Origin of the sequence: Sneathia sanguinegens, from assembly GCF_001517935.1 — a bacterium.
Classification (GTDB): domain Bacteria; phylum Fusobacteriota; class Fusobacteriia; order Fusobacteriales; family Leptotrichiaceae; genus Sneathia; species Sneathia sanguinegens.
This window is the reverse complement of the sequence record NZ_LOQF01000003.1, coordinates 96,911-119,431: the sequence shown is the minus strand read 5'-3', so window position 1 is coordinate 119,431 and position 22,521 is coordinate 96,911. Positions and strand designations below refer to the sequence as shown.

Annotated in this window: 24 protein-coding genes; 6 read left to right on the top strand and 18 right to left on the bottom strand. The window is 25.5% G+C overall.

Annotated features, from left to right (window positions below):
• Nucleotides 1–2 precede the first annotated feature (2 nt).
• The 16 genes from AWT65_RS02420 to AWT65_RS02350 form a co-directional block, all read right to left on the bottom strand.
• Nucleotides 3–812: an SDR family oxidoreductase gene (locus tag AWT65_RS02420; protein ID WP_066728986.1), complete on the bottom strand. Its 810-nt coding sequence runs from the start codon at nucleotides 810–812 to the stop codon at nucleotides 3–5.
• Nucleotides 802–1,857 (bottom strand): mannonate dehydratase, encoded by a 1,056-nt coding sequence (gene uxuA / locus AWT65_RS02415; RefSeq protein WP_066728984.1) that lies wholly within the window; start codon nucleotides 1,855–1,857, stop codon nucleotides 802–804. Before uxuA ends, AWT65_RS02420 begins: the two co-directional genes overlap by 11 nt.
• A 1-nt stretch (nucleotide 1,858) precedes the next feature.
• The gene (gene uxaC / locus AWT65_RS02410; RefSeq protein ID WP_066728982.1) at nucleotides 1,859–3,247 is read right to left on the bottom strand and encodes a glucuronate isomerase; all 1,389 of its coding nucleotides are present in this window, start codon (nucleotides 3,245–3,247) and stop codon (nucleotides 1,859–1,861) included.
• Nucleotides 3,248–3,635: 388 nt separating this feature from the next.
• A complete protein-coding gene (locus AWT65_RS02405; RefSeq protein ID WP_066728978.1) occupies nucleotides 3,636–5,870 on the bottom strand; it encodes a DEAD/DEAH box helicase in 2,235 nt (744 codons plus the stop codon).
• Nucleotides 5,867–7,417 (bottom strand): site-specific DNA-methyltransferase, encoded by a 1,551-nt coding sequence (locus AWT65_RS02400; protein ID WP_066728976.1) that lies wholly within the window; start codon nucleotides 7,415–7,417, stop codon nucleotides 5,867–5,869. Before AWT65_RS02400 ends, AWT65_RS02405 begins: the two co-directional genes overlap by 4 nt.
• Nucleotides 7,418–7,428: 11 nt before the next feature.
• The gene (locus AWT65_RS02395) at nucleotides 7,429–8,127 is read right to left on the bottom strand and encodes a hypothetical protein (RefSeq protein WP_066728974.1); all 699 of its coding nucleotides are present in this window, start codon (nucleotides 8,125–8,127) and stop codon (nucleotides 7,429–7,431) included.
• Between the two features lie 215 nt (nucleotides 8,128–8,342).
• Nucleotides 8,343–10,076, bottom strand: a complete 1,734-nt coding sequence (locus tag AWT65_RS02390) for a site-specific DNA-methyltransferase (protein ID WP_066728972.1) — start codon at nucleotides 10,074–10,076, stop codon at nucleotides 8,343–8,345.
• A gap of 320 nt (nucleotides 10,077–10,396) precedes the next feature.
• Complete coding sequence (locus AWT65_RS02385; RefSeq protein WP_066728970.1) at nucleotides 10,397–10,708, bottom strand: hypothetical protein; 312 nt, start codon at nucleotides 10,706–10,708, stop codon at nucleotides 10,397–10,399.
• Nucleotides 10,705–11,064 carry a hypothetical protein gene (locus AWT65_RS02380; RefSeq protein WP_066728968.1) on the bottom strand — a complete coding sequence of 120 codons (360 nt, stop codon included), beginning with the start codon at nucleotides 11,062–11,064 and terminating at the stop codon, nucleotides 10,705–10,707. The genes AWT65_RS02385 and AWT65_RS02380 overlap by 4 nt, the downstream gene beginning before the upstream one ends.
• Before the next feature lie 144 nt (nucleotides 11,065–11,208).
• Entirely contained in the window at nucleotides 11,209–11,394 is a 186-nt protein-coding gene (locus AWT65_RS06730) for a DNA methyltransferase (protein WP_232292783.1), read from the bottom strand.
• A 145-nt stretch (nucleotides 11,395–11,539) separates the two neighbouring features.
• Entirely contained in the window at nucleotides 11,540–11,878 is a 339-nt protein-coding gene (locus tag AWT65_RS06725) for a hypothetical protein (RefSeq protein ID WP_232292781.1), read from the bottom strand.
• Nucleotides 11,875–12,267: a Fic family protein gene (locus tag AWT65_RS06580; RefSeq protein WP_066728966.1), complete on the bottom strand. Its 393-nt coding sequence runs from the start codon at nucleotides 12,265–12,267 to the stop codon at nucleotides 11,875–11,877. Before AWT65_RS06580 ends, AWT65_RS06725 begins: the two co-directional genes overlap by 4 nt.
• Nucleotides 12,239–12,562, bottom strand: a complete 324-nt coding sequence (locus AWT65_RS02365; protein WP_066728964.1) for a hypothetical protein — start codon at nucleotides 12,560–12,562, stop codon at nucleotides 12,239–12,241. The genes AWT65_RS06580 and AWT65_RS02365 overlap by 29 nt, the downstream gene beginning before the upstream one ends.
• Nucleotides 12,563–12,667: 105 nt before the next feature.
• Nucleotides 12,668–15,022 (bottom strand): heavy metal translocating P-type ATPase, encoded by a 2,355-nt coding sequence (locus tag AWT65_RS02360; RefSeq protein ID WP_066728963.1) that lies wholly within the window; start codon nucleotides 15,020–15,022, stop codon nucleotides 12,668–12,670.
• 76 nt (nucleotides 15,023–15,098) lie between these two features.
• On the bottom strand, nucleotides 15,099–15,293 hold the full coding sequence (gene rpmF / locus AWT65_RS02355) for a 50S ribosomal protein L32 (protein ID WP_066728962.1): 195 nt from the start codon (nucleotides 15,291–15,293) through the stop codon (nucleotides 15,099–15,101).
• Nucleotides 15,294–15,514: 221 nt separating this feature from the next.
• Complete coding sequence (locus tag AWT65_RS02350) at nucleotides 15,515–16,846, bottom strand: MATE family efflux transporter (protein WP_066728960.1); 1,332 nt, start codon at nucleotides 16,844–16,846, stop codon at nucleotides 15,515–15,517.
• A 128-nt stretch (nucleotides 16,847–16,974) separates the two neighbouring features.
• On the opposite strand from AWT65_RS02350, the gene ahpC reads away from it, so the two are divergent.
• From ahpC to AWT65_RS02320, 6 genes are all read left to right on the top strand, one after another.
• A complete protein-coding gene (ahpC, locus tag AWT65_RS02345) occupies nucleotides 16,975–17,541 on the top strand; it encodes an alkyl hydroperoxide reductase subunit C (protein WP_066728957.1) in 567 nt (188 codons plus the stop codon).
• Nucleotides 17,541–18,137, top strand: a complete 597-nt coding sequence (locus AWT65_RS02340) for a thioredoxin family protein (RefSeq protein WP_066728955.1) — start codon at nucleotides 17,541–17,543, stop codon at nucleotides 18,135–18,137. Before ahpC ends, AWT65_RS02340 begins: the two co-directional genes overlap by 1 nt.
• Before the next feature lie 75 nt (nucleotides 18,138–18,212).
• Nucleotides 18,213–18,578: a GntR family transcriptional regulator gene (locus AWT65_RS02335; protein WP_066728953.1), complete on the top strand. Its 366-nt coding sequence runs from the start codon at nucleotides 18,213–18,215 to the stop codon at nucleotides 18,576–18,578.
• Nucleotides 18,565–19,266, top strand: coding sequence for an ATP-binding cassette domain-containing protein (locus tag AWT65_RS02330; RefSeq protein ID WP_066728952.1), 702 nt, complete (start codon nucleotides 18,565–18,567; stop codon nucleotides 19,264–19,266). The genes AWT65_RS02335 and AWT65_RS02330 overlap by 14 nt, the downstream gene beginning before the upstream one ends.
• Entirely contained in the window at nucleotides 19,259–19,933 is a 675-nt protein-coding gene (locus AWT65_RS02325; protein WP_066728951.1) for an ABC transporter permease, read from the top strand. Before AWT65_RS02330 ends, AWT65_RS02325 begins: the two co-directional genes overlap by 8 nt.
• A gap of 62 nt (nucleotides 19,934–19,995) precedes the next feature.
• Nucleotides 19,996–20,433 (top strand): PTS sugar transporter subunit IIA, encoded by a 438-nt coding sequence (locus AWT65_RS02320; protein ID WP_066728949.1) that lies wholly within the window; start codon nucleotides 19,996–19,998, stop codon nucleotides 20,431–20,433.
• Nucleotides 20,434–20,471: 38 nt separating this feature from the next.
• On the opposite strand, the gene AWT65_RS02315 is transcribed toward AWT65_RS02320, so the two are convergent.
• Complete coding sequence (locus tag AWT65_RS02315) at nucleotides 20,472–21,842, bottom strand: ABC transporter substrate-binding protein (protein ID WP_198142937.1); 1,371 nt, start codon at nucleotides 21,840–21,842, stop codon at nucleotides 20,472–20,474.
• A gap of 141 nt (nucleotides 21,843–21,983) precedes the next feature.
• On the bottom strand, nucleotides 21,984–22,520 hold the full coding sequence (locus tag AWT65_RS02310; protein WP_066728945.1) for a hypothetical protein: 537 nt from the start codon (nucleotides 22,518–22,520) through the stop codon (nucleotides 21,984–21,986).
• Between the last annotated feature and the right edge of the window lies 1 nt (nucleotide 22,521).

The window sequence follows — 22,521 nt, the reverse complement described above, 5'->3', positions numbered from 1 at the left end:
TATTATACCCCCGAATATGCACTGAATCCGCCGTCAATAGGTATTATTACTCCTGTAATAAAACTTGCTTTTTCATTATCTACTAAAAATTCTAATGCTCCTAACATTTCTTCTGGTTCTCCAAATCTTTCCATTGGTGTATTTCTTAATATCTTACCTGTTCTTTGTGTTGGTGTTCCATCATCATTAAATAATAACTTTTTATTTTGATTAGTTACTAAAAATCCTGGTGCTATTGCATTACATCTTACGCCTACTTTGGCTAAGTGTACTGCTAACCATTGTGTAAAGTTATTTACACTAGCTTTGGCCCCTGAATATGCAACTATCTTTGTTAATGGTGTGTATGAGTTCATACTTGATATATTTATTATGCTACATCCTTTTTCCATATCTTTTGCAATTACTTGTGTGGGTAATATTGTTCCTAAAATATTTAAATCAAAAACAAAACTTATACCTTTAGGATCTAAGTCAAAAAAGCTTGTACCTTTGTTTTCTTTATCGTAGAATTCTTGGTCTGCTGTTGCTTTTGGATTATTTCCCCCAGCACCATTTATTAATACATCTACCTTACCTAAATCCTTTTTTATATTTTCATAAACTTCTTCAATATTTTTTTTATCTAAAACATTACACTTATATGCCTTAGTCTTTAGCCCTTCTTTTGTAAATTCTTTTTCATATTCTTTTGCTTTTTCATAATTTAAATCTAGCATCGCTACCTTAGCACCTAATTTTGCAAAATGTTTTGCTATCATTGAACAAATTACACCTGCTGCTCCAGTTACAACTACTACTTTATTTTTCATTTTTGCCCCCTTTTAATTTTTCACACATTTCCCATAATCCATTTATATATGCTACTCCTAACGCTCTGTCATATAGACCATAACCTGGTTTACCTGTTTCTCCCCATATCATTCTTCCATGATCTGGTCTAAAGTAACCTTTGTAGCCTAAATTATAGTATGTCTTAACTATTTCAGAAAAATCTAAACTACCTTCTTTCGTTATATGACCTGATTCTTCAAAGCTTCCGTCCTCTAGTATCTTTATATTTCTTAAATGTGCAAAATGTATTCTTCCTTCACTACCAAATTCTTTAACCATAGCTATATAATCATTTCTAGGATCGCATCCTAAACTTCCAGCACACATTGTTAAACCATGGTGTTTATCAGGATATATATCTAAAAATCTTCTTAAATTATCTCTGCAAGTTATTATTCTTGGTATACCAAATATTGAATATGGTGGATCATCTGGATGTATTGCCATATATACATCATTTTCTATAGCCACTGGTATTATTTCTTTTAAGAAGTATTCTAGATTCTTCCATAATCCTTCTTCTCCTAATTCTTTATACTCATTAATTAACTTTGCCATTTCTTCAACACTATATGATGAATCCCATCCAGGAAGTGCTAATTTTGTAGGGTCAAGTTTTTTTATTTGATCCTTATAAAATACTAAACATGTTGATCCATCTTCTCTTTTATGATCTAATTCACTTCTTGTCCAATCAAATACAGGCATGAAATTGTAGCATATAACCTTTACTCCTGCTTTTGCACATCTTCTAATATTTTCCTTATAGTTTTCTATATATCTCTTGTAGTCTCTTTTACCTAATTTAATATCTTCATGTACTGGTATACTTTCTACTACAAGGAAATTAAGTCCTACTTTATTAGCCTTTTCTTTTAAATCTAATATATCTTCCATAGGCCAAACTTCTCCTACTTTTACGCTGTATACAGCCGTTACCACTGTATCTACATTTGGTATATGTCTAATATATTCAACTGGTATATTATCCTCGGTACCGTACCATCTAAATCCTATTTTCATTCTATCTACCCCTTTTTTCAAAATATCTTTTTGCGTTATAATAACAAATATTCTGTATCAGTTCTTTTAACATATCCATATCTTTTGGTATTTCGTTTTTTTCTACTAAATCAGCAATGAAATCACACAAAATTCTTCTAAAGTAATCATGTCTTGTATATGATAAGAAACTTCTTGAATCTGTTAACATACCTACAAATTTTGAGAATAAACCATTATTTGCTAAACATTTCATTTGTTTTAGCATACCTTCTTTAGTATCATTGAACCACCAAGCAGCACCAAATTGCATATTTCCATTGTTTATTTGAAAATTTGCTATAGTGCTTGCTATCAAATCATTATACATAGGGTTTAAGTTATATATTATCATTTTAGGTAAACTGTCATTTTCTACCATTTCATTTAATAAGCCATTTAACTTGTATGCTAAATTTGTATCATCAGTAATTGAATCAAATCCTGTATCATAACCTAACTTTTCAAAGTATTTCTTGTTATTATCTCTGATAGCACCAAAATGTATTTGCATAGTCCAATCATATTTTTTGTATTCTTTGCTTAAATCTACTAAGAGCCTTGTCAAATATTTATTTACTTCTTTTTCACTTAATTCCTCTTTATTTAAAGCTTTCTTAAAAATTTCTTTTACTTCTTCTAAACTAGCCTTTTCAAATGGCATATATGTTAGTCCATGATCACAAACACAAGTACCATTTTCATCAAAATATTTTATTCTTTCACTTAATGCTCTAACTAAGTCCTCATACCCCTTTATTTCATATCCTACAACAGAAGGAATTTGATTAATAAAGTTATAGAACTTAGATTTACCTATACTTAATGCTTCATCGGGTCTAAATCCCGGTAACACATTAGTTTTAAAGTTACTTTCACGTATTAATTTATGATATTTTAAATCTGATATCGGACTATCAGTCGTACATAAAGTATTTACATTAGATATTTCTATTAACTTTCTTGGACTATACTTTATACTATTAACAGCATCCCAAATAACGTTTGCATTTTTACTTGTTAATATTTCATCTATATTGAAATATCTTTTTAATTCTAATGCATTCCAGTGATAAAGTGGATTTAATATACACTTATCAAGTGTACTAGCCCATGCATAAAATTTTTCATAATCTGTCTTATCACCTGTAATATATTCTTCACGAATTTCATTCGCCCTCATAGCACGCCATTTATAGTGATCACCATTTAACCAAATTTTAGAAATATTAGAAAATTCCTTATCTTCATATATTTCTTTAGGGTCTAAATGACAATGGTAGTCATAAATAGGTATATCTTTCGCATATTCAGTGTATAGCTTATTAGCCAATTCACTGTTAAGCATAAATTTCTCCATATCTAATTTCATTTTTGCCTCCTTTTGTCCTCGTTGTCATTATCTACTATATTGTAACTCGATTTAGACTTTTGTCAATAAAAAAATAGTAATTTTTTTTATGACTATTGTGAGATAAAGTGTACAACTTAATAGAAATAGATGAAAAAAAGAAGTTAATTCAAAAGAAATCTAAAAAATGTGAAAAAGCCCTGCTTAAAAAACAGGGCTAATAAAATTGAATTTTTGCGACAAAATCACTTTTACTTGACAGACTAAATTTAATTATTCTAATTATGCTTCTATATCTTTCAAAGTCATCATCATAAAATTTTGCTTTTTTTATTTTTCACAATCAAAAAAAGCCTATACTCTCAATAAAATTAAGGGTTATAGACTTTATAACTCTGAAAACCTATTTTTATATAACTTTTGATAATTTCTTCCAGCTATCATTTTTCATATCATCTACATATTTTTCGTTATTAATATATAATTCATCATTTACATCTCTTACAAAGCCAAAATTATATCCATGTCTTTTGCAAAAATTTTTAAGAACTTTAAATTTATTTCCAACTTGTATATCAATATTTTTACTTTGACCTTTATATTCTCCACCTTTTGTTTCTATTAGCCAAATTGTTCCATCTTTCATTTCGACAACATAATCTGGATAAAAAAGACTTTCTTTTCCCAAATTAGTAATATACACTATTGATAAATATTCAGTCCCTTTATCTCCATTTTTATAGAAATACTTAACATTTTCAGAACTTTCACAATATTTTTCAAACAATCTTTCAGGCTTACTTCTTATTCCTTCAACTATCATACTTGTATTATATCCTTTATATACATTTGAATTCATTATTTCTACATTTTTTGAATTAGGTATAAAGTCATAATATTCTTCTTTTGGAATATAGAAGTAATCTTCTTTAGCTTCTTTTATTTGTTGTACACCACTATCTTGCAATTCTATTTCTTGAAATTCATAAAATACTTCTTTTAACTTATCAATATTATTAATTATGAAAGTATAATATTCACTTAATTTTAAATTAAGTAATTTATTTGAATTAATACCATAGCCTTTTTTAAATAAGGTTCTTAAAATTTTATTAGTTGTTTCATATGAAAGCCCCATCGTTTTTTTCAATTCATTTGTATTATGTTGCAAATCTATACCATGTAAGTGTGTATCTATCTTTATATTCATTTTTGATATATCTTTACTTTTTGTTATTTGTTCAAAAGTTGTATATTTTCCTTTAAGATATGTCTTTGTAATATATTCTCCAAACTCATATCCATATATTTCTAAAATCTTTTTATTATTTTCCTTTATCGTTCCTAATTTATACTTTTTCTTTAAAAATTCATAAATATTTTTTCTAACTTTTTTTTCATCTTGATATTGATAGTCATCTTTTCTTGTTTGCTTTATTAATTTTATTTCCTTTGCGTCATTTTTCAAAAATACTTTTTGTTTTTCACAACCTAAACCTGAGTTAATAACTTCTAATTTATACTTTTCATCAAATGTGTATAAATATGAACAATCTAATATATCATCTTCATAATGTATTGCCCTAGGCATTCTTCTTAGTCTACCTAAAGTCTGTATTTCAAATGTTTCACTCATTTTTTCTCTTAATTTTACCAAAATTTTCGCTCTCGGACAGTCCCAACCTGTTGCAATTGCTTGTTTAAATAAAAGAAAATCTTGTTTTCCATCAATATTCGTTATATCTTTTAGATTAATTATACCTATTTTTTTAGATTTTTCTTTTTTATCTGCTGATGAAAACCAACTAGAAACCAATCCATTTTCATAACTGTATCCCATTTCATTTAATTTATCTTCTACTTGTTGTATAAGATCATCATTTAAGTTAGGAAATTGAACTAAAACTAAAGGGTTAATATTCTCTCCTATTTTTCTATATTCTTCTTTTACTTGTTTTCTAATTTCATTTGCCTTTTCAATTAATATATTCGTTTCATGTTGTATATCATCTATTTCAACTTCATTTAAATCTTTATTAATATACATAAATTTTGTAATTAAACCTTCATTAATTACATCTTCTTCTTTTATTTCATATATTTCACCAATAGATTTTGGATTAGGTGTAGCCGAAACTCTTATTTCATATTTAGCATTTATACTATTTATTATATCATCAGCTTTTTTAGTATCATTATTATGTTCTTCATCAATTATTATTATAAACGGAAACTGTTGTGAATGTGCTTCTGCAATTCTTTCAAACAAATTCTTTCTTTCTGTGTCTGAAATTGCAATATTACCCCTTTTTGTAATTTTTTCCCAATTAATAAAATATGTTGTATTCAATTCAAATCCATTATTTATTATACTGTCTATATCTCCAGTCTTTAAATTAGGACAAAATTTATTCATTTTTTCAAGAGATTGCTTTTCAAGTTCACCTTTACCAGGACACAACCAACAAAATACTGCATCAGATATATCAAGATATCTTTCAATAAAGTTTAATAATATTATTGTCTTACCACTACCAGTTGGACTTTTCACTATTATTCTTCTATTTGATTCTGAATCCATAGTTTTATCTATTAAAAAATCTACCGTTCTTTCTTGAAAATCTTTCAAATTTATTCCTATCATATTTCTCCCAACTCTTTCAATTCATTTCTATAATATATTTCTGGAACCTCTTTTATCTTTATTCTCTTTTTTTCTACTATTTTTTGTTCTTTACCACTTAACATTATTCCACTCATAATATATACTGAACTATCACAAGAACTTTCTTCTAATACTTTTTCGACTTCTTCTTCATCGTAGATTACTTTTACTTCTTTTCCTTCTTCCAAATTTACCATTTCTTGTATATGTTCATTTAATTTTTCATATACTTCTTCATCTGATTTTGATACATAATCTACCTTATAGTATTTTAAATTATGTGGTAATTCTTCCTGTATATTACTAAGTCTTTTATATGTTACATCTTCACATATATTATTTTCATTATTAGTACATAATATATACTTACGATTCCCTCCATCTTCAACATTAAGCTTTGCCACTGCATGTCCTGTTGTACCTGATCCTGCGAAGAAGTCGAGGATTGTGGAGTTTTTGTTAGAAAAACTAAGAATATACATTATTAGTTCTATCGGCTTTGCATAGTTAAATTTATCTTTACCAATTAAATTTACTAATGTTTTTGTTCCCAAAGAATTAGGATAATCTCTTATTTCACTTCTCATTATTTGTCCATTTTCATTTAATCTTTGCTTTATTTGTAATGAATATTTTCCATCAGCTATTTTTTTAAATCTAATATCTCCTTTTTTTAATAATTCAAGAAATTTTTCTTTTTTATATATCCAAGAATTTTCTACTAATTCTCCATTAGGAAATTCAATTTTATAAATATTTGAACTCCCTTGTCTATTCCTTGCAAATGTATCCCAAAAATATTTACCATTATCATCTGATTCATTATAACGCTTTAAATATTTTTCATCAAAAGGAACATAAAATCTATTTTTTTTTGTTATATCTTTAGAATATAGCAATATATATTCATGATCAGTTGAAACATACTTAGACATGCTTCCACCACCTTTTCTGGTAGTTCTTGTAAAATTAGCTATAAAATTTGCTCCTCCAAAAATTTCATCACATAATAGTTTAAGTTGAAATAGTTCATTATCATCGATACTTATATAAATAATACCATCATCTATCAATAACTCCCTTGCTATTCTTAATCTTTTCTCCATAAAACTTAGCCACTTACTATGTGAATAGCCATCTGTTTTGTCTACATATTGATCATTATAAATAAAGTCCTTATTACCTGTATTATATGGTGGATCTATATATATTACATCTATTTTCCCCTTATGTGTCTTTTCTAATAGTCTTAATGAATGTAGGTTATCTCCTTCTAGTAAAAAGTTATATGCTTTTTCTTTATCTTTTTCTATTTTTCTTTCTTCTACTTCTTTAAATACTGGTATATTTGTTTTTAATTCTTCATCTACTTTTTCACTATGTTCTTCCCATACTAATCCATATTTCTTTTCATTTAAGGCTTTCTCAATTTCTGATATTATTCTAATATCTTCATCTTCTTTTCCTTCTTTTAATTTTTCTAAATAATTTAAAAGTTTTTCTCTTCTTTCTTTTGATATATTCATTTTCCACCTTTCTAATATGAATATGAATTTCTCATTTCTTCCATAATTTCTAATTTACTAGAATAATCTAAATATATAAATACAAGCATTTTATACACATATTCCATATTTTCATATAAAATATCTAAATCTATGACTTCTCTTTGTTTTAAATAAAATTGTTCTTCTCCTTTATTTGTATAAGGATATCTCACAAAAGTTAAATCATTTGTTTTATCATATATATTTTTTATAAAATTATATATTAAATTTAATCCTGTTAATAATTGTTCCGAACCTTCTTCTTTTTCCATTCTTTTTTTTATATATTCATATAATTTATTTAAATTGTGCCTATATTTTGAAATAGAAATATCTTTTTCTTCTGAAATTTTTTCCATCACTATAATTATAGCTTTAAAATATAATTCTATAGTTTGAATAAAGCAAAATAATATAGGAAAAATCAGCCTATCTGCATCTCTATTTTCATAACATTCAAAACATTCTTCTAATGTTTTTTTACTAACAAAATAATAAGAATCAGCTAAAAATATTAATTTTTCTTCCTCCGAGTCAATAATATCTCTCATATTCCAACTTAAATAAGCTGTTCTATGTATTCCTGCATTATCACTAAATAATGATTCCATATTTTGACTCATTTTTTCTACTTTTTCAGCATATTCATTTATATCTATAATATCGATATTTTCCAAAAAATCTTTCATATTAACCTCTTTTTTATATTCATTAAGTTTCTATATCTAAATTTTTAAAAAAATAATTTATACGATGTCCAATAATTAAATTAAAATTTAACTCTCTATTTTATAAATTTTTTGATTGTATCTATATAAATTATAGCTAATCTTATTTTTGCCCATATTGCTCATTCTTTTTTAGTATAATTGCCATATCTAACCAATCTTTAATTATTTCTATACTATATTTCTCCCAACTCTTTCAATTCATTTCTATAATATATTTCTGGAACCTCTTTTATCTTTATTCTCTTTTTTTCTACTATTTTTTGTTCTTTACCACTTAACATTATTCCACCCATAATATATACTGAACTATCACAAGCACTTTCTTCTAATACTTTTTCTACTTCTTCTTCATCGTAAATTACTTTTACTTCTTTTCCTTCTTCCAAATTCACCATTTCTTGTATATGTTCATTTAATTTTTCATATACTTCTTCATCTGATTTTGATACACAATCTACCTTATAGTATTTTAAATTATGTGGCAATTCTTCTTGTATATTACTAAGTCTTTTATATGTTACATCTTCACATATATTATTTTCATTATTAGTACAAAGAATATATTTCCTATTTCCACCATCTTCTTTATTAAGCTGTACAACTGCATGTCCTGTTGTACCTGATCCTGCGAAGAAGTCTAAGACTATTGAATTTTTTCTGTTGAACCATTTATTTAATTGTTTTATAAGTCTAATAGGTTTTTTACCATTTTTAAAATCCATTTTCCCTTCTTTTTGAATATTCATCATATCTGAGTAAAAATCTTTCCACAATGCTCCTCTTATTGTAACTCTTTGCAATTTTGGATCATAATCATCAGAAAAATTAATATTTTCTTTAAGCGATCTTAATTGTCTTATTTTACCACTAGATGTTGTGGTTAATAAATATTTCTCATATTTTAATATCTTTTCTTTTTCTAATTTTTCAATTATATATTCTGGAATCGCAATACTACATGCCATTTCTTGATATATTATATCTGAAATATCATTATAAAAATATTTTTGTATTTCTTCATTTATTAATATACCTTTTCTTATGCTATTATTTGTAATCTTTTCATTATCTAAAATATTATATTTTTGAAATAATTTAAATATCTTCTCATTATTATTTTTTATGTATTCATCAATTGTGTATATATAGTATTTATTATCTAAATTTAAAATTATTTTATTAAAATGATTGTCCCAAATATCTGTTTTTTCGTACAATGGTTTTCTATCTATATATATCTTTTCTATATTTTTACTATATATAAAAATATATTCGTGATTCTTAACAATTCTTCCTTCTTGTGCTGACTTTACTTTCATTCCTTGTGTTTTGGATAATTCTACACATATACTTGAAACAAAATTCTCTCCCCCAAACACCTCATCACAAAGTAACTTTAATTGTGCTTGTTCATTATCATCTATTGAAATGAAGATTACTCCTTCTTCTGTTAATAATTCTTTTGCTATTCTTAATCTTTTTTCCATAAAACTTAGCCACTTGCTATGTGAATAGCCATCTGTTTTGTCTACATATTGATCATTATAAATAAAGTCCTTATTACCTGTATTATATGGTGGATCTATATATATTACATCTATTTTCCCCTTATGTGTCTTTTCTAATAGTCTTAATGAATGTAGGTTATCTCCTTCTAGTAAAAAGTTATATGCTTTTTCTTTATCTTTTTCTATTTTTCTTTCTTCTACTTCTTTAAATACTGGTATATTTGTTTTTAATTCTTCGTCTACTTTTTCACTATGTTCTTCCCATACTAAACCATATTTCTTTTCATTTAAGGCTTTTTCAATTTCTAATATTATTCTAATATCTTCATCTTCTTTTCCTTCTTTTAATTTTTCTAAATAATTTAAAAGTCTTTCTCTTTTCTCTTTTGATAAATTCATTGTTTATCTATTCTCCTATTATTTATTTTTTAATTATCCTCACCTTTATTTCATTTACAACTTTGCAAAATCAATAGCTTTTTTGTGTAACAAATTCTTTCATTACAGTTTTTTAACCCTTTCAGTTTCTATGTCATCAATTTCAAAAGAACCGTCATTTAATTCATCGAGTCTTTTTCGGAGTTTACCCAATAAGTCTAGCATTTTGTATTTATCTTTCTTTTCTTGTTCTTTATCAAAATATACTGGCTGGTTTTTATAGTCTATTTTATAATATGATGAATATAAATCTAAATTTCTTCATTTATTTACTACTTAATTTAAATATTCAATTCTGAAATTTTAACATTATATCTGTATTTTAATTTACTTTTAATTTTATTTGAAATTTCTAAATATAGTTTTTTTATTTCTTCTATCTTTTTAGGTTCTTTATCTCCAATATATGAAAATTCTATTTTTGTATTTATAAATAAACTATCATATAAATCTTGTAATTTCTGTACTTTTTCTGTAATTTCATCATCTAGTCCCAATTGCTCTGCAAGTATATTGTCTATAATATATCCATTTTCATTAAGTAACCACATTGGATATAAACCATATTCTAAATCAATTCTTATTGTTTTCATTTCATGTTCCCCTTACTTGGATTAGCTCCTATAATATATCCATTTTTAGATATAGTTATTGCTATATATTTTCTCTTCCCATTTAGCTCTATCTCATATATATCTCTCGGAAATTTACCAGTTCCTTGTTTTCCAACTATTTTCCCTACTTTTATTGCATAAATAATTACTCTAGGTAATTGATATTTATCTATTCCTATCAATTTAAAGTCTTTTTCATGTTCATTTAATATATGTCTAAAACCAGCTCTTTTATTTCCCTTTTCTAACCAAGCTATATTCCCATTTTTCTGTCTCATTATTGCTATAACATCTTCTTCTGTAAATTTAACACCACTTCGTCTAAGCTCATCCATCAAATGCTCTGGTTTTAATGCTCCCTTGGTATTTTTATATATACCACTATTACCTGCACCTATTAGATTACACCTCTATGTACTTTTGAAGTATAAGGTTCAATGGGGATAAGCTCTGTTCTACTTTTATATTTATCAAATATACTATCTGGCATTGTTCCATTTATAAATATTTTTTGAATATACTAAACAGTATTCATGACTTACTGAAATATACAAACTTTGATTTTTAGAACTATTTGTATTCCTTGTAATACTAGCTATAAAATTCTCTCCCCCAAATATCTCATCGCAAAGTAACTTTAATTGTGCTTGTTCATTATCATCTATCGAAATGAAGATTACTCCTTCTTCTGTTAATAATTCTTTTGCTATTCTTAGTCTTTTTTACATAAAGCTTAGCCACTTACTATGTGAGTAGCCATCTGTTTTGTCTACATATTGATCATTATAAATAAAATCCTTATTACCTGTATTATATGGTGGATCTTATATATATTACATCTATTTTCCCCTTATGTGTCTTTTCTAATAGTCTTAATGAATGTAGGTTATCTCCTTCTAGTAAAAAGTTATATGCTTTTTCTTTATCTTTTTCTATTTTTCTTTCTTCTACTTCTTTAAATACTGGTATATTTGTTTTTAATTCTTCGTCTACTTTTTCACTATGTTCTTCCCATACTAATCCATATTTCTTTTTATTTAATGCTTTTTCAATTTCTGATATTATTCTAATATCTTCATCTTCTTTTCCTTCTTTTAATTTTTCTAAATAATTTAAAAGTTTTTCTCTTTTTTCTTTTGATATATTCATTTTCCACCTTCAATAATTTCTAAATCATTTTCATATTCTTCTTCTATTTTCTTTTCTTCTCCTGGGATACAATATGAAAGCATTGTTTCTTTTTGAGCTTTTAACATTGTTTTAAATAATGGTATTATATTATCATTATCATAATAATCTACCAACTCTTTTGATGTATTTTCATCATAAAAATTAATTACAAAAGGAGCATACCCTTTTTTCACTAATAAACCATTCATCATAAGTTGTGCTGTTCTCTTATTTCCATCTCCAAAAAATTGATGCTTAAATAATTTTAAAGCTAATTCAATATATTTTCTGCCCTTATTTTCTTTTTCATTTTTGTACCAACATTTTAAAACATCAAATTCATATTCTAGCTGAAATGGAAAAGCCACCTATATTATCAAAATTTTCATTAGCTGCTACATATCTATTTATCATACATAAAATATCTTTATCAAAATATAAGTCATCATAATACAATTTATCTAAAAGATAATCTAATCCATTTTGAATTGATTTAACTAATATAATATCACGAGCATTAGCTTTAACTTTTAAATTTGAAATTGCTGCTACCGTTTCTGCAAAAGTCATTTGTGAACCTTCACCTTTTGATAATACAAATATAGTATTATCATATTCTTTATTTAAAATAAACATTGCTCTTTTTTTATCAATTTTATACATACTTTATATTTCTCCCATTTTTTATTATTCCTATGTATCTTTTTTATTTTACCATTAATTGTTTACCTAATCAATTAAAAAAGCACCCATTTTTTGGGTGCAAATTCAATTAATTTTTATTCTCTTTATTCTCTTAGAATTAAATATTGCAACTAGAGCTACTCCAACATCTCCAAACACAGCTCCCCACATTCCTGCTTTGCCTAAGATACCTAAAATGATTATAATAAATTTAACTATAAGTATTATACTTATATTTTCTAATACTATATACTTCATCTTTTTGGCATTTTTTTTCAAATAAACAACATTCATCAAAGTTTCAGTATTAAATACTATATCTGAAGCTCCTATAGTTACATCACTACCAGCTTTCCCCATAGCTACACCTACATCTGCACTTGCTATAACTGGGGCATCATTAATTCCATCACCCAAATACATAATTTTTTGCCCTTTTTTATGTTCTTCTAATATTTTAAGCTTATCATTAGGTAATAGATTATAGTAGCACTCATCAATAGTTAATGAATTTTTAACTTCCATTGCTGAAAGTCTATTATCACCTGTTAGCATAACTATATTTTTTATACCATTTTGTCTCATTTGTTTAATAGCTTCTTTAGTATCTTTTTTAACTTTATCTCTAATATAAATATTAAGAACATATTGCCCATTAAAGGCAACATTAACATTAGTTCCATATTCATCCTTTATATTCTTCGCACTAGCTGGAATCAATACCTTATTTTTTTTCATCATAGCATCATTTCCAACTAAAACTTCATACTTTTCAGTTATTAATTTTATACCTTGACCTGCTATTTCTTTTAGGCTTTTAATTTGAATATCTTGACCAAAAGTCTTATCTTCTTCAGGATTATTTATACTAAATTCATGATTATTACATAAATCTTCCTCAAAATGTCCTATATGATGTCTATATTCATCAACATACATTTTCCCATCCTTATTTTCCCCATGTTCTTTTGGTTTATGACAGCAACCACAATGTTGACAATAGCTAATAAATTCCATATATACATCATCATATTTGACCTTTGTTAAGCCATATTTTGCTTTTATAAACTCTATTATACTTTTGGCAATGGGATGATTTGAATTATTTTCTGCAATATAAATATATTCAAAAATTTCTCTTTCATTCAAATCACGCATATTATCATAATATTCATTTATTTCTGCAACATGGAACTTACCTTCTGTGATTGTTCCAGTTTTATCCAAAAAGACCGTATCAACTTTTTCAACTGTATCAAAAATATTTATTGCCTTAACTAAAATCCCTTTTTTAGCAAGTGATCCAACACCAGTAAAATATGTTAAAGGTATACTCAAAACCAAGGCACAAGGACAAGATATTACAAGTAAGACTATACTACTATAAAGCGATTTTTCAAAAGTAATTCTTTGTGTAAACAAAGGTGGTAGTATAGCAACTAAAATAGCTAATATTATTATACATGGTGTATACCAATTAGAAAATGTTGTTATAAATTTATCTGCCTTCGTTTTTTTATGCATAGAACTTTCTATTAATTCGACTAATTTAAACATTGAAGAATTTTCATACTTATGTGTTACTTTAAGTATAATTTTAGAATTCATATTAATAGCCCCTGCATATACTGCTTCACCTATTTCTATTTGTTTAGGCATACTTTCACCTGTTAAAGCTGCCAAATTAAATTCTCCAGATCCTTTTACTATTATTCCATCTAAAGGTACTTTTTCTCCAGGTTTAACTAATATATAGCTACCTTCCCTAACATCTTCTATTTTAACTTCTTCAAAGTTTTCATTTTCATCTAAGATAACATTTGCAGTATCTTCTTTTAATTCTAATAAATTCTTTATATCTTTTCTTGAATTTATAATAGCAATATTTTGGAAATATTCTCCAATAGCATAAAATACCATAACTCCACAAGCTTCTTCAAATGAGCCTATACAAAAGGCGGCTATTGTCGATATACTCATAAGTACTTTTTCATCAAAGAAATTTTTTCTTATTATACAATTATATGCTCCTATTAATATAGGTAACCCTATTATCAAATAAGATACTATATATATGGGATCAAAGAACAAATATAGATCATAAGGAACATACATAAATTTTTGCAATATTTCTACAATAAATGCTATGGCAAAAAGAACAAATGAAGTAATAATAAGATATTTTTCTTTTTCTAAATTATTTATTTCATGATCTGCTTCTATATCTGCCTTACTTTTATTAGGTTCTAAAACTTTAACATCAGGTTCAATTTCTTTTATGTCTTTTTTAACCTTTGCCATGTCCTTTGTAGTTATTATCATTGTTTTAGTTGCAAAACTTATGCTAACTTCTTCTACATATTCTTTTTCCTGTAAATATTTCTCTAATTTTATTCCGCAATCTGCACAATCTAATCCTTCTAGTCTATATTTTTCCATATTTTTACTTTGCCTTTCAAACTAATTTTCTAGTAAATTATACATTATAAAAAAAAAGAAGTCAAAACTTCAATATTTATTTTGCTTCCTTTTCTTCTTTAGCTTCAGCTAATACTTGTCTACCTCTATATAGCCCTGTTTCTAAGTTTACTCTATGTGGTCTTCTTACTGTTCCATCAGCTTCAACTATAAATGAAGGTGCTGATATCCCATCATGTGCCCTTCTCATGTTTCTTTTTGCTTTAGAGGTTCTCTTCTTTGGTACTGCCATTTCGAGACTCCTTTCGTTCTTTCGTCAATATAAGAATTATACATAATTACTGATTTTTTGTCAAGTAATGAAAGGATATAAATTTAGGGAAAATATTTCAAATAATTCTAATTGATAAAAGTTAAGTCTTGTAAAAGATAACCTCATTAACTGTATTATATTAATATTTTCTTATATTGTAAAATATATATTATTTATAGTACTATTAATTTTATTTATGATTAGCTAACTAAATTGTTTAACCATGATTTATTCATATATTTATAATAGCATAAGCAAGCTCTTAATATTTCTGCAAATGAAATAGATACAAAAACATAATATATTGGAAAATGTAAAATAAAGGCTGAAATATATCCCATTGGAACAGCAAAAACCCAAGAACCTATTATAGATTGATACAATACAAATTTTGTTTCTCCTCCTGCTGTCAATGCACCATTAGTAATAGTCATATTAAATATTTTTATTGGTGCAAAAATTACCATAAAATACATTACTTTTTTTGTCATTTCTAATGAATATGGACTTAATTTAAAAATAGTTAGATATAGATTATTAAATAACAAATAAATACAACCTACTATAAGAGGTGCAACACTTGCTAATATCAATATTTTTTTAGAAATTATATATGCCTTTTCTTTTTCATTTTTGCCTAAATAATTACCTACAAGAACACTAGAGGCAGTTGAAAATCCACTGAAAAATCCTATTATAGCTCCTTGTATAGGAAACATTATTGTAACTGCTATTGTTTGCTTTGTCCCCATATAACCATATATTGAGTTTGAAATACTATCTGTTGCTATAAAGCTAATATTTTCAACTAAAGTTGGTAGGGTTAATTTCCAATATAGAAGAATATCTTTATCAAAAGTTAAAAATTGTAAAAGTTCCTTTATGCTATATGACCCTATTAATTTTTTCCCATAAACTATGCTCAGTAAAATTATACAAGAAATAGTTTGTGAAGATGTAGTTGCAATTCCAGCTCCTAAAACACCAAGTTTTGGAAAACCAAATTTACCAAAAATTAAAATATAATTAAATAATGTATTTACACCAAGTCCTACAATTGTTGCATATAGTGGAATTTTAACTATTTTTGCATTTCTTAAAATGGTTACATATATTATATTCAAGAAAAATGGTATATACCCTAAGGCAATAGCCCTATGATATTTTATTCCAAGGGATATTACTTTTTCATCATTCGTAAATAAAGTCATACAAAATCTAGGAAATACCATAGATAAGATAACAAATACCAAGACTAAAACACTTCCTGCAAACATTGTCATACCTTGTATTTTACTAATCTTTTCTGTTTGTTCGCTTCCTATTAATTGTGCTGATAAAATACCTAATCCTCCAGTTAAACCTATCATAGTAAATAATAAAATGAAAAAAATCTTAGATCCTAAGCCAACTGAAACCACCGCTGTTGTTCCCAAAGTTCCAACCATTATTTGATCAAAAATATTGAATAGTGAGAACATAATACTTTGTATTGCTACTGGTATTGCTAATTTAAATACAGATTTCCACATAATTCCCCCTCCGTTCCATAAATATAACACATATATAACATCATTTCAAGTTTTTTGTAAATGATTATTGACATAATTCTGTGCTTGTATTAAAATATAAATATATTAAAGAAAAGAGAGGGATAATTATGGCAATAATTGGGAAAAAAATTGAAGATTTTACTGTTAACGCATATCACAATGAAAGTTTAGATGTAATTAATTTTGAAAAAGATATTAAAGGACATTGGTCATTATTTTTCTTTTATCCTGCAGACTTTACATTTGTATGTCCCACAGAATTAGAAGATTTACAAGACCATTACCTTGAATTTGAAAATCTTGGTTTCAAAGTTTTTTCAGTAAGTACAGATACACATTTCTGTCACAAGGCTTGGCATGATACATCAGAAAGAATTAATAAAATTACATATGCAATGATAGGTGATAAAACAGGAGAATTATCAAGAATGTTTGATGTTTATGATGAAACAACAGGTTTAGCTAATAGAGGTGCTTTCATCTTAAATCCTGAAGGTGAAATAGTTGCTTGTGATATTACAGCTGATGGTGTAGGTAGAGAAGTCAGCGAAATATTAAGAAAGGCTACAGCTGCTAAGTTCATAGCTGAACATCCAGGACTTGTATGTCCAGCTAAATGGGAAGAAGGTAAAGAAACACTAGAACCTGGTTTGGATTTGGTAGGTAAATTATAATGCTTATAAATAACGAAATTAAGAAGCAATTATCTGAATATTTTAAACATATAACTAGACCCGTACGAATACATACTAAAAATCCTAGTGAAAATTTAAATAGCTTTTTATCAGAAATTGTTTCATTGTCTAACAACTTAAGTATAGTTCAAGATCCTGATTTACCATATCGTAATAATTCATTTGAACTTTATGATGTTGATAAAGCAACTGGAATAGTATTCTCAGGCATACCTGGTGGACATGAATTCAATAGCTTTATACTTGCAATTCTATCTATATTTGGCTTGGGTGAAAAATTAACAGATGAACAAAAAGCTAAAATTAAGAATATAGACGAAAAAATGGTTATAGAGGTTTTTGTAACTTTATCTTGTACTTTTTGCCCTGGCGTTGTTCAAAGTTTAAATAAAATAGCTTTAAATAATAGCAATATTATTGTTAATACAATAGATGGTAATGAGTATATAGCAGAAGTTCGTGAAAAAAGAATTGTAGCTTCTCCAACGGTATTTATCAATGGTGAATTTTTAACTTCTGGTGCTCAAAGCACAGATAAATTAATAGAAATAATAACAGATAAAACTATGAGTTAAACTCATAGTTTTTTTTCTTGACTTTTATTTAAAACTACTGTACTATATAAGTATATAAGTTGAGAGGAGGAAGATATGGTTTTTAATTCTTCAAAGCCCATTTATTCTCAAATTTATGATATGTTAATTCGTGATATCATTAATGGAAAATATAAATGCGGCGATAAGATTATTTCTATAAATGAATTTTCAAAAAAATATGTTGTAAATCAAAATACTGTAATACATGCCTATCGTGAATTAATGTATGATAATATTATTATTTCAAAAAGAGGTTTAGGTTTTTTTGTAACAACAGATACAAATATTATAAATTCTTTTTGTGAAAAAAGAATCGATTCTTTAATACTTTCTTTTTTAAAAGAAATTAAAAATTGTGGTTTTTCTAAAAAGGAATTATTAAGAAAAATAGAGGAGGTAAATTTCGATGATATCAATTAACAATTTAACAAAAAAATTTAAAAATAAAGTTATACTTAATAATTTAAATCTTTTTTTAGAAAATGGTAAAATCTTAGGTCTTTTAGGTCCTAATGGTTCAGGTAAAACAACTCTACTTAAAATTTTATCTAACACTTCGAAAGCCGATAGTGGTTCTATTATAATAAACAATGAAAAATTATCATATAAGACTAATGAGTTTGTAGCTTTTTTACCAGATGTTCCTTTTGCTGATACTTCAAACACAATAGAACAAAGTATCCTTGAGTTCAAATATTTTTATAAGGATTTTGATGAAAATAAAGCAAATAATTTACTAAAAAAACTTAATTTAAATAAAAAAGCAAAAATAAAAACTTTATCTAAAGGAATGCTAGAAAAATTACATTTAATATTAATTTTATCTAGAAAAGCAAAATTATATATTTTAGATGAACCTATAGCTGGAGTCGATATAGTAACAAGAAATGAAATTATGAATTTATTAACTGAAAATTTAGAAAGTGATGCTTGTGTAATAGTAACAACACATTTAATTCATGATATTGAACAAATTTTTGATAAAGTTTGTTTCCTAAAAAATGGTCAAATAGATAAAATATATGATGTAGAAGAAGTTAGATCTACTAAAAATAAATCCATAGAAGAACTTTATATTGAATATTTTGGAGATGATAATAATGATTAAATACTTTATTTATATATTTAAAAAAGATTTTTTAACTCTTTTGGGAACAGCAATTTTATTATTGATTGGAAATTTTTCATTACAATATACACCTGCTATTAATTCAGGTTTATTTAAATTTATTGTATTTATTCTTTATTCAATATACATATTCTTTTTAATTTATCGTTGCATAGAATATGTTACAGCAGATTTATTCAATAATAGAAAATATTTCACCTATACTTTACCTTTATCAAAGTATAGTATTCAATTTGGTAAATTACTTTATGCCTTAGTTTATTCTATTATTATGGTTTCAACATTGATATTTATAATATGTATTTCAAAAAATAATATGGAAATTTTCAATATTAAAACGACTAATATTATTTTATTCATATTTACAACTAGCTTTACCTGCTTATTTATTTATTCAATAGCAAATATTTCATTTGTACTTGGAAAAATATTTACTAATAGCAAAATGGTCTGTGGCTTTTTAGCTGTTATACTAATAATATTTGCAATTGTTTTTGATACTAATAGTGTAACCAAATTATTTACTTTTTTTAATCTTGAAAATGAAACAATAGCAATTTTAGTAATTTCAGCTATTCATTTAGCTTATTCTATAATTTTGACTTTTATATCTTCTTATTTGTTAGATAAAAAGCTCGAAGTTTAGTTGATTTTTAAAAAAAGTATTGTATAATTATAATGTCAAAAATAAAACTTAGGAGTGATATTATGCTTAAGAATGTACTATTACCAGAAACTATTTTGCTAGATGTTGATGCAAAAGATAAAATTGATTTATTTAATAAAATAACAGCTTTAGCTAAAGAATTAGATATTATTTCTGATGAAAATAAAGTTATAGAAGAATTTTATGCAAAAGAACAAAGTTCAGAAACTTATTTAGGTACAGATTGTGCCATACCACATGCAAGAAGTAATAAGGTGTTAAAAAATACAATTTTCTTTGTTCGTGTAAAAAAAGCTATAAGATGGTCTGATGAAGATAATGCTAAATTTATATTTGCAATTTTAGCAAAAGAAGCTGATGTTGATTTACATATTGACATGCTAATGGCTGTATCTAAAAAAGTGTTAGATAACGATTTCTTAAACTTAATAAAAGTTTCAAATGATAAAGATGAAATTTTAAATGCATTTAATAAATAGTAAAAAAGGGTTTGCTCTGTTGTAGCAAACCCATTATTTTATTTATTCATTTTTAATTTTGCAAAATTTATAAATGAAATAGTATATGGCACAAAACCACTAATATTTTTATCAAAAGCTATAATATTTTCAGGATCAGCTATAAATACACTTCCACAATCTGCAAGTAATATTCCCCATGCTTTATTATATAATTCATTTCTCTTATTTCCATCCAATGTTACTTTTGCTTCTTTTATTAATTCATCATATTCTGAATTATTAAAGTTTGTAAAATTCTTTTTATAACTTGTCGTATATCTTCTATAAACAGCATCCTTATCTAATTTACCAGTGAAACCAATTAAGGTTAATTCATAATTTCTATTTGCATATACATCTTGTAACCAACTTGCCCATTCAATTTGAACTATATTTACTTTTGCTCCAACTTTTGCTAATTGTTGCTTTATAACTTGTGCTGTATCTGTATACATTTTGCTATTAGTTGGCACCTTTAATTCAAATACCATATTTTTTAATATACTTGTGTCACCATTTCTATCTTTATCTAATAATCTACCATTTCCACTAAGTACATTATCTACTATCTCTTTTCTATTTACTGCAACACTTAATGCCTCTCTTACATTTTTATCATATTTCTTATTATTTATTCCTAGAATAAATAGCATATTTCTAGGTGTTTTAACAACATTTTTGTCCTTTATTTCTTTAAGTTTCTTAGAATCAAGATTATATACAAAATTCAATTCTCCACTTAAGAATTTTAAGAATATTGTATCTGTATTTGGCATTATATTAATTTTAACTTTTTTTATGCTTGGTTTTTCTCCCCAATACTTATCAAATGCCTTTAAAACTATCTTTTGTTCCCTCTTATATTCATCAACATAATATGGTCCAGTTCCAATAGCTTTATTTTCAATATTAGAATAACTTTGCTCGTCAACTATAGGAGTTATTAAATAATAAATTAAAGAAGCATCTTTTTTTTCTAATTCAATTATTACTTTATTTCCTTCTTCTTTAACTGTTTTAATATTTTTAAAAGCTGGCTGTAATGCCAATTCCCTCATTTTATTTATTGAAAATACAACATCACTTGGTGTTAATTTTGTATCATTGTGAAAATATACATTATCTCTAATTTCAAATGTATAAACTAAACCATCATCTGAAATAGTATATTTTTTAGCAATAGCTGGTTCTACTTCTCCATTTGGTGTTTGTTTCACTAATCCTTCATAAACATTAAACATAATTTCTTCTGTTGAACTACCCACAAATTTATATGGATTTAAACTGTCAATATCTACTGGCATAGCCGTATTGATATATTTACCATTTCCAAAATTAGAGCAGGCAATTAATAGTGGGAGAAATAAGATAAAAAATAGTTTTTTCATTCTTTCAATCCTTCCTTTGTTTTTTTTTATTATATCATATAAAAAAAAGTAAAATAAATATATTTTTAAATTTTGCATAATTTACTTTACTTTTTTTCTCTTTTCATTTTTCATTTATCACATTGTAAAACAAAATATTTTCTATTTTCTTCTCAATATTCTCTCTATTATTTCAACTTCATTCTTATTTCTTAATTTCAATACTTTTGTTGTTTTATTAAAAAATGTTAATTTTATCTCTTTATCTTTCTTTTGTATACTTTGTATTTTAGATATTTCAATAATTTTATGGTAATATAAAACATAAAAAAGATCGTATAACACATAACTTTTTTGTTCGCAAACATAACCATAAACTAAAAATAAAGAAGAAATTGTTACAGCTAACGGATTCATTTTAAAATATATCCAAGATATGATATAAAGCACAATATAAAGTATACTCAATATCATACCCAATTTAGCATAAAATATGCTAAAAATTATATAATTCATTTCTTTATTTATTTTATATATCTCTTTTAAAGATAAAAGAGTTATCAAAGGTTGAGATACAAGAATTATTGCTAATAATATTGCTGTCAATTTATCTTTAGGATAAATAAAATAAATTACATTTATTGATATTGCTAATCTAAATATTAAAATTAATATTTCTTGAATTAATCTTTTTTTCATT

Coding starts and splice junctions, on each gene's coding strand:
- AWT65_RS02420 (WP_066728986.1), bottom strand. CDS start 812: ATGAAAAATAAAGTAGTAGTTGTAACTGGAGCAGCAGGTGTAATTTGT.
- uxuA (WP_066728984.1), bottom strand. CDS start 1,857: ATGAAAATAGGATTTAGATGGTACGGTACCGAGGATAATATACCAGTT.
- uxaC (WP_066728982.1), bottom strand. CDS start 3,247: ATGAAATTAGATATGGAGAAATTTATGCTTAACAGTGAATTGGCTAAT.
- AWT65_RS02405 (WP_066728978.1), bottom strand. CDS start 5,870: ATGATAGGAATAAATTTGAAAGATTTTCAAGAAAGAACGGTAGATTTT.
- AWT65_RS02400 (WP_066728976.1), bottom strand. CDS start 7,417: ATGAATATATCAAAAGAAAGAAGAGAAAAACTTTTAAATTATTTAGAA.
- AWT65_RS02395 (WP_066728974.1), bottom strand. CDS start 8,127: ATGAAAGATTTTTTGGAAAATATCGATATTATAGATATAAATGAATAT.
- AWT65_RS02390 (WP_066728972.1), bottom strand. CDS start 10,076: ATGAATTTATCAAAAGAGAAAAGAGAAAGACTTTTAAATTATTTAGAA.
- AWT65_RS02385 (WP_066728970.1), bottom strand. CDS start 10,708: ATGAAAACAATAAGAATTGATTTAGAATATGGTTTATATCCAATGTGG.
- AWT65_RS02380 (WP_066728968.1), bottom strand. CDS start 11,064: ATGGATGAGCTTAGACGAAGTGGTGTTAAATTTACAGAAGAAGATGTT.
- AWT65_RS06725 (WP_232292781.1), bottom strand. CDS start 11,878: ATGAATATATCAAAAGAAAAAAGAGAAAAACTTTTAAATTATTTAGAA.
- AWT65_RS02365 (WP_066728964.1), bottom strand. CDS start 12,562: ATGTATAAAATTGATAAAAAAAGAGCAATGTTTATTTTAAATAAAGAA.
- AWT65_RS02360 (WP_066728963.1), bottom strand. CDS start 15,022: ATGGAAAAATATAGACTAGAAGGATTAGATTGTGCAGATTGCGGAATA.
- rpmF (WP_066728962.1), bottom strand. CDS start 15,293: ATGGCAGTACCAAAGAAGAGAACCTCTAAAGCAAAAAGAAACATGAGA.
- AWT65_RS02350 (WP_066728960.1), bottom strand. CDS start 16,846: ATGTGGAAATCTGTATTTAAATTAGCAATACCAGTAGCAATACAAAGT.
- ahpC (WP_066728957.1), top strand. CDS start 16,975: ATGGCAATAATTGGGAAAAAAATTGAAGATTTTACTGTTAACGCATAT.
- AWT65_RS02340 (WP_066728955.1), top strand. CDS start 17,541: ATGCTTATAAATAACGAAATTAAGAAGCAATTATCTGAATATTTTAAA.
- AWT65_RS02335 (WP_066728953.1), top strand. CDS start 18,213: ATGGTTTTTAATTCTTCAAAGCCCATTTATTCTCAAATTTATGATATG.
- AWT65_RS02330 (WP_066728952.1), top strand. CDS start 18,565: ATGATATCAATTAACAATTTAACAAAAAAATTTAAAAATAAAGTTATA.
- AWT65_RS02325 (WP_066728951.1), top strand. CDS start 19,259: ATGATTAAATACTTTATTTATATATTTAAAAAAGATTTTTTAACTCTT.
- AWT65_RS02320 (WP_066728949.1), top strand. CDS start 19,996: ATGCTTAAGAATGTACTATTACCAGAAACTATTTTGCTAGATGTTGAT.
- AWT65_RS02315 (WP_198142937.1), bottom strand. CDS start 21,842: ATGAAAAAACTATTTTTTATCTTATTTCTCCCACTATTAATTGCCTGC.
- AWT65_RS02310 (WP_066728945.1), bottom strand. CDS start 22,520: ATGAAAAAAAGATTAATTCAAGAAATATTAATTTTAATATTTAGATTA.